This window comes from Micromonospora aurantiaca ATCC 27029, from assembly GCF_000145235.1.
Taxonomy (GTDB): Bacteria; Actinomycetota; Actinomycetes; order Mycobacteriales; family Micromonosporaceae; genus Micromonospora; species Micromonospora aurantiaca.
This window is the reverse complement of the sequence record NC_014391.1, coordinates 2,303,447-2,316,747: the sequence shown is the minus strand read 5'-3', so window position 1 is coordinate 2,316,747 and position 13,301 is coordinate 2,303,447. Positions and strand designations below refer to the sequence as shown.

Below are 13,301 nucleotides of genomic sequence, written 5' to 3'. Positions count from 1 at the left end.
ATTGTCGCCGCCAACCTCATGATCGTCGGAGTGAGGGCGGGAGCGAGAGCGTCGGGCAGCGGTCAGCTCGCCAGGGACGCGAAGACGATCACGTTGTCCTGGTAGCCGGTACGGCCGCCGACCCACTCGCCGCCGCACGTGATCAGGCGCAGCTCGGCCGGACCCGAGTCGCCGTAGACCCGGGCGGCGGGCAGGTTCGCCTTGTCGAAGTACTCGACGCTGTCCACCTTGAAGGTCACCACGCTGCGGTCGGCGCGGGTCACCTGGATCCGGGCGCCGGGCTTCAGCGAGCGCAGCCGGTAGAAGACGGCCGGCCCGCTCTTGGTGTCGACGTGACCCACGATGATCGCCCGGCCCGGGTCGCCGGGCACCGCTCCCCTGTCGTACCAGCCGGTCTGGTCGTGCTCGGTCAGCGGCGGCACGTCCACCGAGCCGTCCTTCGCCTGCCCGACCGGGGTGACCGGCGCGTTGACCTTGATGGCCGGCACCGCCAGGCGTACCGGCCGGCTCGCCGGCTTCCGGACCGGGGCGGCGGCACTCGCCGGGGCCACCGCGCCCGACCCGTTCGACCGGCTCGACCCGGTGGACGCGTCGGCGAAGTCGAACGGCCCGGCCGTGCGCCCGAGCCCGGCCCCGGTGGCGAACACACCGACAAGCACCAGCACCACTGCCAGCGGCTTCGACCAGGAACCCCGGCCCCGGTCCCGCCCGCCCGGCGACGCCGGTGGCGGTTCTACAGGCGGCGGCCCGGCGGGCCGGGGACGCAGGGCCGGCGGATCGGCCGACGGCGGGTACCACGGTCGCGACGCGGCGGGCGGCGGCATCCACGGCCGCGACCCGGAGACCGGCACGGCCGACGACCCGGTCCCGGCGGCCGGCCTGTCCCCCGAGGGCGGGCCGGTCCGGGGCGCGGCGGCCGGGTCAGCCCTGGAGAACCGGGCGACCTCGGCAGGCGGGCCGGCCCGGGACGGGCGGGCGGCGTCGGCCGGTGGCGCGGCGGGCGGGGGCAGTGCCAGGAACGGCCGGCCGGAGCGCCGTGCTCCGGCGGGCGGCGGAACGAAGTGCTCGGCCATGACCGGCCTCAGCGTCCGGCGGCGCCGCGGGCGTGCCGGCGGGACGCGGCCACGCCGAGCCCGGCGCCGACCACTGTCACCGCCAGCCCGACGGGCACCAGCAGGCCGCCGAGCCCGGGGCCGGCGGTGCCGCCGAATCCGGTCGCCGGGCCACGGCTGGGCAGGTGACTGGGCGGGTGGGTCGGCTGCCGGGTGGGCTGCCCCTGCTTGACCACCTGGAGCATGGTGGAGGCGGTCTCCCCACCCGGGCACTCCAGCTTCACCCGGTAGTTGCCGGGCCGGGTGCGCTCGTGGACCATCGGCGAGGCGGTGAGCAGGCCGCGCTGCGGCTGAACCTGGATCCTGCCGAACGCGTCCGAGGTCACGATCGCCGGCACGGTGTTGTTCCGGCAGCTGGCCCGGATGCCGACGAGGTAGCCGGGCGAGACGGTGCCCGGGGTGACCTCCACGAAGATCACGTCGGCCGGGGGCTGTTCCGGCACCGGCTCGGCGGCGCGCGGCGCGGCCTGGGCGGGCAGCGCGCCGACCAGCGGGGCGGCGCACGCGGCGACCGCGACCAGCAGCGCCTCACGTACCCTGAACGACCCCATGACCCCTCCCGGCGTACGGGATGAATCCTCTCACCCCCGGCCGCACATCACATCCGATCCGGGTCGCGTAGGCTCGGGTCGCTGTGACCCTCCCCGACATCGCCGCCGGCCGCATCCGTACCTTCCATCCGCGTCGCGGACGGATGAGCGAGCGGCAGCGCGACGCGCTCACCCGGCTCTGGCCCGCGTACGGCCTCGAGATCGCCGCCCTCGACGGGCCGTGCGATCCGACGGCGCTGTTCGGACGACGGGCGCCGCTGGTGCTGGAGATCGGCTCCGGCATGGGCGACGCCACCGCCGCGATGGCGGCGGCCGACCGGGACCGACACTATCTGGCGGTCGAGGTCCATACGCCGGGAATCGCCAACCTGCTCGACCTGGTGGAACGCCACGGTCTGGACAACGTGCGGGTGGCCGAGGGCGACGCGCTGGACCTGGTCCGCGCCATGCCGGAGGGCTGCCTGGACGCGGTGCACGTCTTCTTCCCCGACCCGTGGCCGAAGACGCGCCACCACAAGCGGCGGATCATCGCGCCGGCGCACGTGGCGCTGCTGCGGTCCCGGCTGGCTCCGGGCGGCACGCTGCACTGCGCGACCGACTGGGCCGAGTACGCCGAGTCGATGCGCGAGACGCTCACCGCCGACCCGGAGCTGGTCGACGTGTACGGCGGCTACGCGCCCCGTCCGGCGCACCGCCCGGTGACGAAGTTCGAGCGGCGCGCGCTGACCGCGGGCCGGGAGGTCTTCGACCTGATCCACCGGCGGCGCTGAACCCGGTTGGCGCGGCGTGGTGTGATCCAGGCACGATGGGAGCCGCCATGACTCTCACCGCCGCGCTGCCGAAGACCGCCGATCCCGACACCCTCTACGACGCGTTCGCCTCCTGGGCGTCCGAGCGCGGCCTGGACCTCTATCCCCATCAGGAGGAGGCGGTCATCGAGATCGTCTCCGGCGCGAACGTGATCATGAATACGCCGACCGGCTCGGGCAAGAGCCTGGTGGCGATCGCGGCGCACTTCGCGGCGCTGGCCGACGACCGGACGACCTTCTACACCGCGCCGATCAAGGCGCTGGTCTCGGAGAAGTTCTTCGCGCTCTGCGAGGTCTTCGGCGCGGAGAACGTCGGCATGCTCACCGGCGACGCCAGCGTCAACGCGGACGCGCCGATCATCTGCTGCACCGCGGAGATCCTGGCCAACCTGGCGTTGCGCGAGGGCCGCCGCGCCGACGTCGGCCAGGTGATCATGGACGAGTTCCACTTCTACGCCGAGCCGGACCGCGGCTGGGCCTGGCAGGTGCCGCTGATCGAGCTGCCGCAGGCCCAGTTCGTGCTGATGTCGGCCACGCTCGGCGACACCACCCGCTTCGTCGACGACCTGACCCGGCGCACCGGGCGGCCGACCGCCGTCGTCCGCTCGGCCGAGCGGCCGGTCCCGCTCCTCTTCTCGTACGCGACCACGCCGCTGCACGAGACGCTGGAGGAACTGCTGGAGACCAAACAGGCCCCGGTGTACGTCGTGCACTTCACCCAGGCCGCCGCGCTGGAACGTGCCCAGGCGCTGATGAGCGTGAACGTCTGCACCCGCGCCGAGAAGGACATGATCGCCCAGGCGATCGGCAACTTCCGGTTCACCTCCGGCTTCGGCAAGACGCTGTCCCGGCTGGTCCGCCACGGCATCGGCGTGCACCACGCCGGCATGCTCCCGAAGTACCGCCGCCTGGTCGAGACGCTCGCCCAGGCCGGCCTGCTCAAGGTCATCTGCGGTACGGACACGCTCGGCGTCGGCATCAACGTGCCGATCCGTACCGTGCTGTTCACCGGCCTGAGCAAGTACGACGGCACCCGCACCCGGCTGCTCAAGGCCCGCGAGTTCCACCAGATCGCCGGCCGGGCCGGGCGGGCCGGGTTCGACACGCTGGGCCGGGTCGTGGTGCAGGCCCCCGAGCACGTGATCGAGAACGAGAAGGCGCTCGCGAAGGCCGGTGACGACCCGAAGAAGCGCCGCAAGGTGGTGAAGAAGAAGCCGCCGGAGGGCTCGATCGGCTGGGGCGAGCCGACGTTCCAGCGGCTGGTCGAGGCCGAGCCGGAACCGCTCACCTCCAGCTTCCAGGTCAGCCACTCGATGCTGCTCAACGTGATCGGCCGCCCCGGCGACGCGTTCGCCTCGATGCGGCACCTGCTCACCGACAACCACGAGGACCCGGCCGCGCAGCGCCGGCACATCCGCCGGGCCATCGCCATCTACCGGGCGCTGCGCGCGGGCGGCGTGGTCGAGGAGCTGCCCGAGCCGGACGAGACCGGCCGCCGGGTACGCCTCACCGTCGACCTCCAGCTCGACTTCGCGCTGAACCAGCCGCTGTCACCGCTGGCGCTGGCCACCGTCGAGCTGCTCGACCGGGAGTCGCCGTCGTACGCGCTCGACGTGCTCAGCGTGATCGAGTCGATCCTGGACGACCCCCGCCAGGTGCTGTCCGCGCAGCAGTTCAAGGCCCGCGGCGAGGCGGTCGCCGCGATGAAGGCCGAAGGCATCGAGTACGAGGCGCGCCTGGAACTGCTCGACGAGGTGATCTGGCCCAAGCCGCTGGCGGAGCTGCTGGACTCCGCGTACGAGATGTACCGGCAGGGACACCCCTGGGTGGCCGACCACCAGCTCTCCCCCAAGTCCGTGGTCCGGGACATGTACGAGCGGGCCATGACGTTCCCCGAGTACGTGCAGTTCTACGGGCTGTCCCGCTCCGAGGGGCTGGTGCTGCGGTACCTCGCCGACGCGTACAAGACGCTGCGGCAGACCGTCCCCGAGGACGCGAAGACCGAGGAGCTGGTCGACCTCATCGAGTGGCTGGGCGAGTTGGTCCGCCAGGTCGACTCCAGCCTGATCGACGAGTGGGAGCGGCTGCGCAACCCGTCGGACGTGGCCGAGGTGGCCGCCTCGCTGGACGACCGGCCGCCGGCGGTGACCCGCAACGCGCGGGCGTTCCGGGTGCTGGTGCGCAACGCGATGTTCCGTCGCGTCGAGCTGGCCGCGCTGCGCCGCTGGGACCTGCTCGGCGAGCTGGACGCGGGCGACGGCTGGAACGCCGACGCCTGGGCCGACGCGCTGGAGCCGTACTTCGAGGCGTACGACTCCATCGGTGTGGGGCCGGACGCGCGGGGGCCGGCGCTGCTGATGATCGAGCAGGGCCGCGAGCGGTGGACCGTCCGGCAGATCCTGGACGACCCGGACGGCGACCACGACTGGGGCATCAGCGCCGAGATCGACCTGGCCGCCTCGGACGAGACAGGCGCGGCGGTGGTCCGCGTCACCGACGTCGGCCAGTTGTAGCGGCGTCGGCTGACGTACGCCGCGGGGGCGGAACCGGTCCGGTTCCGCCCCCGCGATCGTGTCCGATCAGTCGCGCGGGGCCTGGAACGCCACGCGACGACGACGGAACACGACGAACAGGACCGCGCCGGCCGCGAGCACGGCGGCGCCGACACCGGCGAGCGTGGCCGCCGGCGCACCGGTGATCGGCAGGCCGCCGCCGGTGCCACCGCTGCCGTCTCCGGAGCCACCGGTGCCCGGGCCGCCGTTGCCGACGGCGACGACGATGCGAGCGGTGTTGTTCGCCGGCTTCGACTCGGTCGAGGACGTGGCGCCGTCGACCACGATCGTGCCGTCGGTACCCGGCGTCGACTTGATCTTCAGCTGCACGGTGGGCTTGATCCGGCCGTAGCCGGAGGCCACGCTCGGGAACTCGCTCTCGAAGTTGCACCGCAGCTTCGCCGACTCGGGCAACGTCGTGCCCGGCTGGCCGTCGGTGTAGCACCACTCGCTGGGCAGCAGGACGGTGCCGCTCGGTGCGGTGATGAGGACACCGGGGCCGCCGCCGTCGGACGGGCCGTGGTTGACGACCTCGTAGGTGAGGTCGACGGTCTGGCCGACCGCCCCCTTCACCGGCGCGGCGGTGACGGCGACGTCGAGGCTGTTCTTCTTGCTCCAGAACCGGAAGTCGGCGTAGTTGTCCGACTCGTCGAGCTCGCGCTCCACGACGGCCTTGCGGGCCTGACCCGCCTTGACCGCCTTGGCGTGCAGCTTCTCGGCGGCGGTGGCGAACGACGGGCCGTTGCCCTTGGTCGCCGCGGCCTTCTTCGCCGTCTCCGCCTCACCGGCCAGCGCGGTGCTGAACAGGGCGTAGTTCTCGTCCGGGCCCGGCAGGTTGCGGCCGAACGTGATGTTGAACAGCGACTCGCCCGTCTCGTCGTCGAACAGCAGCAGCCCCTCGCCGGGCTTGAGCGTCAGCGGCACCGTGCAGGTGACCTGGCTCGGCCCGTAGACGTACGGCGGACCGCTGGCCTTCGGGTAGTAGCCGACGTAGGTGCAGTCGCTGTACCGCTCGACGAAGGTGGCGCCGGTGGGCAGGTCGACCCGGACGGTGAAGTCGGTCGCCGGGCTGTCGCCCTCGTTGAGCACACCGCTGTAGAGCGGGACCCGGTCGCCCTCACCGACCGGCTTGGACTTGTCGTTCAGGTCGTCGGCGGCGGCGACCAGATCGGGGCCCGAGGCGCGGATCGTGACCGGGAAGCTGATCGTGTTGTCGCCGGGGTTGGCGTCGTCCTGTGCGCCGGCGATGGTCACGCCGACCGAACCGGCGTCACCGGGGGTCGCACCGGTGCGGCTGGCCAGCGAGAGCGGATAGATGAGATCGGTCTGGCCGGCCACCAGGCCACCGACGGTGCAGGTGACCTTCCCCGCCGCGAGCTTGCAGGAGTCGTTCCAGTCCGGCACCGAGGCGACCACGTCGGACGACAGCTTGCCCAGGTCGAGCGTGACGGTCACCGCCGTCGCGTCGGCCTGGCCGTAGTTGTAGACGTACATCCCGACCGTGGTGCCACTGTTGTCGATCTCCGCGACGGGGTCGCTGCTGAAGGACACGAACAGGTCGGGCAGTTCGTCGGCGGCGTGCGCCGGGGTCGACGGGGCGAAGAGCGCGGTCGTGGCCAGCAGCGCCGCGGCGGCGGCGAGGCGGGGCCATCGGGCCGTGAGGGATCGCATGGGTACTCCGGGAGAGAGGTGTGGAAGAACCGCACTCTAGGGGACGGATCGATCGCGCGGTGTCCCGTCCGGATCGGCGGGCCGTCGGCGAACGGATCGACAATGCCCCTTTCGCACCCTGGGCGATGTCAGACCCGTCGATTAGAATGTATGTACTAATCGAGCTGCTGACCTGGGAGGATGCTCGTGACTGCGCCCACCTCCGCGACCCCTGTCACCCCCTACGCCACCCTCCTCGGATTCACCCGGTACGTCGACCGCACCGGCCCCACCAAGGCCACCTTCGTCGGCGGGCTGCGCCGGCAGCGGGCCAGCCGGCACGGCTTCAACCCGCACGGCCAGTTCGTCAAGGCGCTCAAGGCCGACGTCGCCTTCCACACCGGCGGTACGCACCTCGCGCAGGTCGCCGACCTGGTCAAGCCGCGCTGGCGACCGCTCTACGAGGCGCTCGTTCCGGGCGCGACCCGCTGGCTGCACTCGCTCGGCGAGCCGGCCGGCGTCGACCTGGCCCAGACGCGCGACGCGCTGGCCATGCTGGGCGACCTGCCCGTGAAGATCAACCCGCAGTTCGGCGTCCGGTACGCCGACGGCCGGGCCGAGGCGATCCGGCTGCACTTCGACGAGGCGCCGCCGAGCGAGGAGACGACGCTGGCCACACTGCACCTGATGGCCCGGCACATGGACGCGGTGCTGCCGCACGCCGAGCCGGTCCTGGTCGACGTGCGGCGCGGCGAGGCGCACCGGATGCCCGCCGACGTCAAGCCCGAGCAGATCGAGCAGTGGCTGGCCGGTGAGGCGGCCGCGTTCCGGGCCATCTGGTCCACCGCCGCCTGACCGGCCGCCGCGGCACGCCATCCGGCGCACCGCGACCACGCCGCCGGACCGCGTACCCGGCGGCGACCGCCGCACCGCCCACCTACCGAACGGCCGCCCCGCCACCCGGGGCGGCCGTTCGTCGTCCCGGGCGGTGCGCCGCACGGCGCCCAACCGGTGGGCGTACAGCGGACGGCATCGTCCCGTGTCTGCTTTCCTCCTCCGGGCTCAGGTTGGTGGCATATATGGGCATCCGTCGGGAACACCCCCGCGTGGCCGCCCTCCCTGACACCCCCCGCCGTTCGCCGTTCGCCATCAGTCGTCCGTCGTTCGCCGTCGTCGAGGAGCAACAGTGGTAACAAACGACTCGTCCGTCGTACCCCCGCTACGGACCGCTCGCACCCCGCGCCCGGTACGTGGCCGGCTCATCCTGCTCGGGCCCGCGTTCGTGGCGGCGGTCGCCTACGTCGACCCCGGCAACTTCGCCACCAACTCCACGGCCGGTGCCCGGTACGGCTACCTGCTGGTCTGGGTGGTCGTGGCGGCGAACCTGGCCGCCATGCTGGTGCAGACGCTCACCGCCAAGCTCGGCCTGGCCACCGGGCGCAGCCTGCCGGAACTGTGCCGGGAACATCTGCCCCGGCCGCTCAACCGGGTCATGTGGGCGCAGGCCGAACTGGTCGCCATGGCCACCGACCTGGCCGAGGTGATCGGCGGGGCGGTCGCGCTGTACCTGCTGTTCGGCGTCCCGCTGCTGCCCGGCGGCCTGATCATCGGCGCCGCCTCGTTCGCCATCCTGGCGCTGCGCGCCAGGGGTTTCCGGACGTTCGAGATCGCCATCGCGGTGCTGCTCGGCGTGATCGTGCTGGCGTTCGCTGTCAACCTGGTCAGCGCACAACCGGACGTGTCCGACGCCGCGGCCGGGCTGCTGCCCCGGATGCAAGGCACCGACAGCATGCTGCTCGCCGCCGGCATCCTCGGCGCGACGGTGATGCCGCACGTCATCTACGTGCACTCGGCGCTGACCCCGAACCGGCTGCCGGCGGAGGGCGAGACGCAGCGGCGCGTCGTCGCCAAGGGCCTGCGGGTCGACGTGCTGATCGCGCTGGGCATCGCCGGCGCGGTCAACCTGGCCATGCTGCTGGTCGCCGCTAGCAGCTTCCACGGCACGTCGATTCCCGGCACCGACACCCTCGAAGGCGTCCACGCCGGGCTCGCCACCACGCTCGGCACGGCGGCGGCGGTCGGCTTCGCGGTCGCCCTGCTCCTGTCCGGGCTCGCCTCCACGAGCGTCGGCACGTACGCCGGCGAGATCATCATGCAGGGCTTCCTGCGCCGCCGGATCCCGCTGCTGGTCCGCCGGATGATCACCCTGCTGCCCGCGCTCGCGGTGCTCGCGATCGGCGTCGACCCGACCCGCGCGCTGGTGCTGTCCCAGGTGGTGCTGAGCTTCGGCATCCCGTTCGCGCTGATTCCGGTGGTGATGTTCACGCGCCGCCGGGACCTGATGGGCAGCCTGGTCAATCGCCGGGCCACCACCGCCGCCGCGGTCGCGATCACGGCGTTCGTGGTGGCGCTCAACGCGTTCCTGCTCTGGCAACTGGCGGCCTGAACACACCCGCGCCCGTCCGGCCGACGACGGCTGGACGGGCGCGGGTGATCGGGGCTCAGGCGGCCAGGTACTTCTCCAGGTCGTCCAGGATCTTGTTGGCGGCGCCCACGCCGATGCCAGTCATCCAGATCTCGTCGGAGACCACGTGCGCCTTGCCGGCCTTGACCGCGGACAGGCCCTTCCACAGCGTGCCGCCGGTGACCTTGGCCTGCTCGGCGGCGGCCTTCTCGCCGTACGCGGTCACGAACACCACGTCGCCGTCGGCCTCGGCGATGCGCTCCGGGCTGACCCGGTCCATCCGCTTGTCCTCCTTGCCGGCGAGCATCTGCCGCTCGGGGCGGCCCAGGCCGGTGTCGCCGACGACGATGCCGGAGAACGAGTCCGGCCCGTACAGGCGGATCTCGGTCGGCATGAAGCGCACGATGGAGACCTTGCGGGACGAGGCGTCGCCGAGCTTCGCGCCGAAGTCCTTCGCCCGCTTCTCGTACTCGGCCAGCAGGTCCTTGGCCTGCTGCTCCTTGCCCAGCGCCGCGCCGTCGAGGAGGAAGTTCTCCTTCCAGGTGACACCCACCTTCTCGGTGAACACGGTCGGGGCGATCTTGGACAGCTCGTCGTAGAACTTCTCCTGGCGGAACTTGCTGCCCAGGATCAGATCCGGGTTGAGCGCGTTGATCGCCTCCAGGTCCGGCTCGGTGAGCACGCCGACCTCGGTGATCCCGGCGAGCTTGTCCGCGCCGAAGTAGGTGGGCCAGCTCTTCGCCTCACCGGCGGTCGCCGCGCCGACCGGGGTGACGCCCAGCGACAGCGCGGTGTCGATCTTGTCGGTGTCGAGCACGACCACGCGCTTCGGCTCGGCGGGCACCTTCGTGGTGCCCATGGAGTGGGTGATCTCCCGGGTCTCCCCGGTGCCGGTACCGGCGACGGGGTCGCTCTCCCCGCAGGCGGTGAGGCCGACGCCGAGAGCGAGGGCGGCGGTGAGTGCGACGGCGAGACGACGCATCAGGTTCCTTTCGGTGGTGCGGGTCGGCGCGCTCAGGCGTCGCCGACGGGGGCGCCGGCCGTGGCCGGCGTGACGGCCGGAACGGCCGAGGTCTGGGCGGATCCGGCCTGGGCGGATCCGGTCTGGGTGAGGGCGGGCACCACGAGCGGGGCGCCGCTGACCGGGCAGGGCACGACCACGCAGTCCAGCCCGAACACGTCGCGGACCAGATCCGCGGTGAGGATCTCGCGCGGCTTGCCGGCGGCCACCACCGCGCCGTCGCGCATGGCGATCAGGTGGTCGGCGTACCTGGCCGCCTGGTTGAGGTCGTGCAGCACGGCCACCACTGTCCGGCCGCGTTCGGCGCGCAGCCGGTGCAGCAGGTCCAGCACCTCGACCTGGTGGGCCAGGTCGAGGAACGTGGTCGGCTCGTCCAGCAGCAGCGCGTCGGTGTCCTGGGCCAGAGTCATGGCGATCCACACCCGCTGGCGCTGCCCGCCGGAGAGCGTGTCCACCGGGCGGTCGGCGAGCGCGCTGACGTCGGCCAGCCGCATGGCCTCCTCGACCGCCCGTCCGTCCTCGGCCGACCACTGCCGCCACCAGCGCTGGTACGGCTGCCGGCCGCGCCCGACCAGGTCGGCCACGGTGATCCCCTCGGGCACCAGCGGGCTCTGCGGCAGGACGCCGAGCCGCCGGGCCACGTCCCGGGTCGGCAGATCGCGGATCGCCGCGCCGTCGAGCAGCACCGCGCCGCGCCGGGGCGTGAGCAGCCGGGCCATCGTGCGCAGCAGCGTCGACTTGCCGCAGGCGTTCGGGCCGACGATCACGGTGAACGTGTCGGCCGGCAGGTCGAGGTCCAGTCCGTCCAGCACTGTGCGGCCCTCGTAGCCGACGACCAGGTCGCGGGTGGACAGCAGCGCGGTCACGACCGCCTCCCTCGGGTGCGGAGCAGCACGAAGATCAGGTACGGCCCGCCGATCGCCGCGGTGAGCACGCCGGCCGGCAGTTGGGTCGGCGCCAGCAGCCGGCGGGCACCGAGGTCGGCGAGGACCAGCAGCAACGCGCCGAGCAGCGCGGCGCACAGCAGCGGCGGGCGCTCGGCGCGGACCAGCCGGCGGGCCACCTGCGGGGCCACCAGCGCCACGAAGTCGACGGCGCCGACCTGGGCGGTGACCATGGCGGCGGCCAGCACACCGGTACCGGCCAGCCCCATGCGGCGGGCCACCGGCCGCAGGCCGATCCCGCGCGCGGTGTCGTCGTCGAGCGCGCTGCTGCGCAGCGCCCACCCGGCCCAGAGCAGCACCGGCAGCAGGACCGCGAGCATGCCGGCGATCCAGGCCGCCTCGCTCCACCCCTTGCCGGCGAGCGTGCCGATGAGCCAGATCTGCGCGCGCAGCCCGTCGATCGGGTCGGCGGTGAGCATGACCACCTCGATCAGCGCCCGGAACGCGAACGCCACCGCCACACCCGCGAGCACGAACCGCTGGGCCGCCAGGCCGTGCCGGGCGCCGAGCGCGAACACCGCCACCGCGGCGGCCAGGCCGCCGAGCAGCGCCGCCGGCGCCACCAGCACCGCCGCCGCGCCGCTGGTCAGCGCGATCGTCGCGGCCAGCCCGGCGCCCTGCGTGACACCGATGACGTCGGGGCTGGCGAGCGGGTTGCGGGCCACGCTCTGGATCAGCGTGCCGGCGACGCCGAAGGCCGCCCCTGCCACCGCCGCGAGGACCGCGCGAGGCAGTCGCAGGTCGCGTACCACGAGGTCGTACGGGGTGCCGGCGCCGGAGAGCGACCGCACCACGTCCACCGGGGCGACGTACGGCGTACCCAGCGACAGGCTGACCACCACCGCGACGCACAGCAGCACGAACAGCACCGCCGCCACCACAAGGGGCCGCCACCGGAACGGCACCACCACCGCCCCGACCCGCAGCACTCCACGCCCCCGTGGCCGTCGCACCCCACCCCGTTGATCTTGCACTTCGGGCCCCTCGGGTGACCGGAATGCCCCTTCCGCCGGGGCAGCAAGTGCAAGATCGCGGGAGCCGGGGGTGGGGGTGGGGGCGGGGGTGGTCATGTCGTCACCGTCTTGGCTCGGTGGACCAGGAAGGCCAGGAGCGGGGCGCCGAGCAGGGCGGTGATGATGCCGGCCGGGATCTCGCCGGGCGGGGCGACGAGGCGGCCGGCCACGTCGGCGGCGAGCAGCAGCGCGGGGCCGAGCAGCGCGGCGACCAGGAGCGTCCACCGCTGGTCCGCGCCCACCAGCGCCCGGGCCAGGTGCGGCACGGCCAGCCCGACGAAGGCGATCGGCCCGGCGGCGGCCACCGCCGCACCGGTGAGCAGCACGCCACCGGCCCCGGCGGCGAGCCGGACCAGTGCGACCCGGTGCCCGAGTCCCCGGGCCACGTCGTCGCCGAGGGCGAGCGCGTCCAGACCGCGGGCGGCCAGCGCGGCCAGCAGCACCCCGGCCACCACGAACGGCAGCACCTGCCCGGCCACGCCGACGCCCCGGCCGGTCAGCCCACCGACCACCCAGAAGCGGTACTCCTCGAACGTGCGGGCGTCGATGCTGAGCAGCGCGTACACGATGGCGCCGAGACCGGCGTCGAGGGCCGCGCCGACGAGCGCGAGGGTGACCGGGCTGGCGCCCTCGCGGGTGCGGTTGGCGATGGCGAACACGAGCAGCCCGGCGAGCAGTGCGCCGGCGATGCCGAACCAGACGTACCCGGCGAGCGTGCCCACCCCGAACACGGCGATGGCCAGCACCACACCGAACGACGCCCCGGCGCTGATGCCGAGGATGCGCGGCTCGGCCAGCGGGTTGCGGGTCACCGCCTGGAACAGCACCCCGGCCAGCGCCAGCGCCAGGCCGACGACGAGCCCGAGGGCGGTACGCGGCAGCCGCAGTTCCCGGACCACTGTGGTGGCGTCGCCGCCGTCCGGGGACACGAGCGCGTGCCACACCTGGTCGACGGGGAGGTGCCGGCTGCCGAGCGCGAGGCTGGCCAGCAGCGCCAGAAGGAGCAGGAGCGCCGCCGCCACGGTGACCGCGACGCGGCGGACGGTGCCGCGGCGGACGGGAGTCCCGGCCCGCGCGGGCCGGACGGCGACGGTGGTCACGAGGGGTTCTTCGCCTTCCGATTAGGTGCGCCTTACCTTAGCTGACCTGGTAAGGCGTACCTAAGCGGGCATTGTCGATGGGGTT

Annotated in this window: 11 protein-coding genes; 4 read left to right on the top strand and 7 right to left on the bottom strand. The window is 73.2% G+C overall.

The genetic code is table 11. From position 1 onward, the window contains the following. Positions 1-62 precede the first annotated feature (62 nt). Positions 63-824, bottom strand: coding sequence for a class F sortase (locus MICAU_RS10845; RefSeq protein WP_387033483.1), 762 nt, complete (start codon positions 822-824; stop codon positions 63-65). A gap of 257 nt (positions 825-1,081) precedes the next feature. Beyond that, positions 1,082-1,663 carry a hypothetical protein gene (locus MICAU_RS10840; RefSeq protein WP_013285346.1) on the bottom strand — a complete coding sequence of 194 codons (582 nt, stop codon included), beginning with the start codon at positions 1,661-1,663 and terminating at the stop codon, positions 1,082-1,084. A gap of 143 nt (positions 1,664-1,806) precedes the next feature. On the opposite strand from MICAU_RS10840, the gene trmB reads away from it, so the two are divergent. Together trmB and MICAU_RS10830 are read left to right on the top strand one after the other, a co-directional pair. Beyond that, positions 1,807-2,433 (top strand): tRNA (guanosine(46)-N7)-methyltransferase TrmB, encoded by a 627-nt coding sequence (gene trmB, locus MICAU_RS10835; protein WP_221489093.1) that lies wholly within the window; start codon positions 1,807-1,809, stop codon positions 2,431-2,433. Between the two features lie 47 nt (positions 2,434-2,480). Continuing rightward, positions 2,481-4,985, top strand: coding sequence for a DEAD/DEAH box helicase (locus tag MICAU_RS10830; protein ID WP_013285344.1), 2,505 nt, complete (start codon positions 2,481-2,483; stop codon positions 4,983-4,985). A gap of 66 nt (positions 4,986-5,051) precedes the next feature. On the opposite strand, the gene MICAU_RS10825 is transcribed toward MICAU_RS10830, so the two are convergent. Then, positions 5,052-6,695 carry a hypothetical protein gene (locus MICAU_RS10825; RefSeq protein ID WP_013285343.1) on the bottom strand — a complete coding sequence of 548 codons (1,644 nt, stop codon included), beginning with the start codon at positions 6,693-6,695 and terminating at the stop codon, positions 5,052-5,054. A gap of 186 nt (positions 6,696-6,881) precedes the next feature. Here MICAU_RS10825 and MICAU_RS10820 point away from each other — a divergent pair, with 186 nt between their 5' ends. Next, a complete protein-coding gene (locus MICAU_RS10820; protein ID WP_013285342.1) occupies positions 6,882-7,529 on the top strand; it encodes a hypothetical protein in 648 nt (215 codons plus the stop codon). A 331-nt stretch (positions 7,530-7,860) separates the two neighbouring features. After that, on the top strand, positions 7,861-9,120 hold the full coding sequence (locus MICAU_RS10815; RefSeq protein WP_013285341.1) for an Nramp family divalent metal transporter: 1,260 nt from the start codon (positions 7,861-7,863) through the stop codon (positions 9,118-9,120). Positions 9,121-9,175: 55 nt separating this feature from the next. On the opposite strand, the gene MICAU_RS10810 is transcribed toward MICAU_RS10815, so the two are convergent. The 4 genes from MICAU_RS10810 to MICAU_RS10795 form a co-directional block, all read right to left on the bottom strand. Beyond that, positions 9,176-10,120 carry an ABC transporter substrate-binding protein gene (locus MICAU_RS10810; protein WP_013285340.1) on the bottom strand — a complete coding sequence of 315 codons (945 nt, stop codon included), beginning with the start codon at positions 10,118-10,120 and terminating at the stop codon, positions 9,176-9,178. A 32-nt stretch (positions 10,121-10,152) separates the two neighbouring features. Beyond that, complete coding sequence (locus tag MICAU_RS10805; RefSeq protein ID WP_013285339.1) at positions 10,153-11,025, bottom strand: ABC transporter ATP-binding protein; 873 nt, start codon at positions 11,023-11,025, stop codon at positions 10,153-10,155. Next, positions 11,022-12,056 (bottom strand): FecCD family ABC transporter permease, encoded by a 1,035-nt coding sequence (locus MICAU_RS10800; RefSeq protein WP_240638090.1) that lies wholly within the window; start codon positions 12,054-12,056, stop codon positions 11,022-11,024. The genes MICAU_RS10805 and MICAU_RS10800 overlap by 4 nt, the downstream gene beginning before the upstream one ends. Before the next feature lie 113 nt (positions 12,057-12,169). Beyond that, positions 12,170-13,216 carry a FecCD family ABC transporter permease gene (locus tag MICAU_RS10795; protein ID WP_013285337.1) on the bottom strand — a complete coding sequence of 349 codons (1,047 nt, stop codon included), beginning with the start codon at positions 13,214-13,216 and terminating at the stop codon, positions 12,170-12,172. Positions 13,217-13,301: the final 85 nt, after the last annotated feature.

What these genes read in the sequence shown, in the direction of transcription:
- trmB (WP_221489093.1), top strand. Translation starts at nt 1,807, where the DNA reads ATGAGCGAGCGGCAGCGCGACGCGCTCACCCGGCTCTGGCCCGCGTAC.
- MICAU_RS10825 (WP_013285343.1), bottom strand. Translation starts at nt 6,695, where the DNA reads ATGCGATCCCTCACGGCCCGATGGCCCCGCCTCGCCGCCGCCGCGGCG.
- MICAU_RS10840 (WP_013285346.1), bottom strand. Translation starts at nt 1,663, where the DNA reads ATGGGGTCGTTCAGGGTACGTGAGGCGCTGCTGGTCGCGGTCGCCGCG.
- MICAU_RS10845 (WP_387033483.1), bottom strand. Translation starts at nt 824, where the DNA reads ATGCCGCCGCCCGCCGCGTCGCGACCGTGGTACCCGCCGTCGGCCGAT.
- MICAU_RS10810 (WP_013285340.1), bottom strand. Translation starts at nt 10,120, where the DNA reads ATGCGTCGTCTCGCCGTCGCACTCACCGCCGCCCTCGCTCTCGGCGTC.
- MICAU_RS10830 (WP_013285344.1), top strand. Translation starts at nt 2,481, where the DNA reads ATGACTCTCACCGCCGCGCTGCCGAAGACCGCCGATCCCGACACCCTC.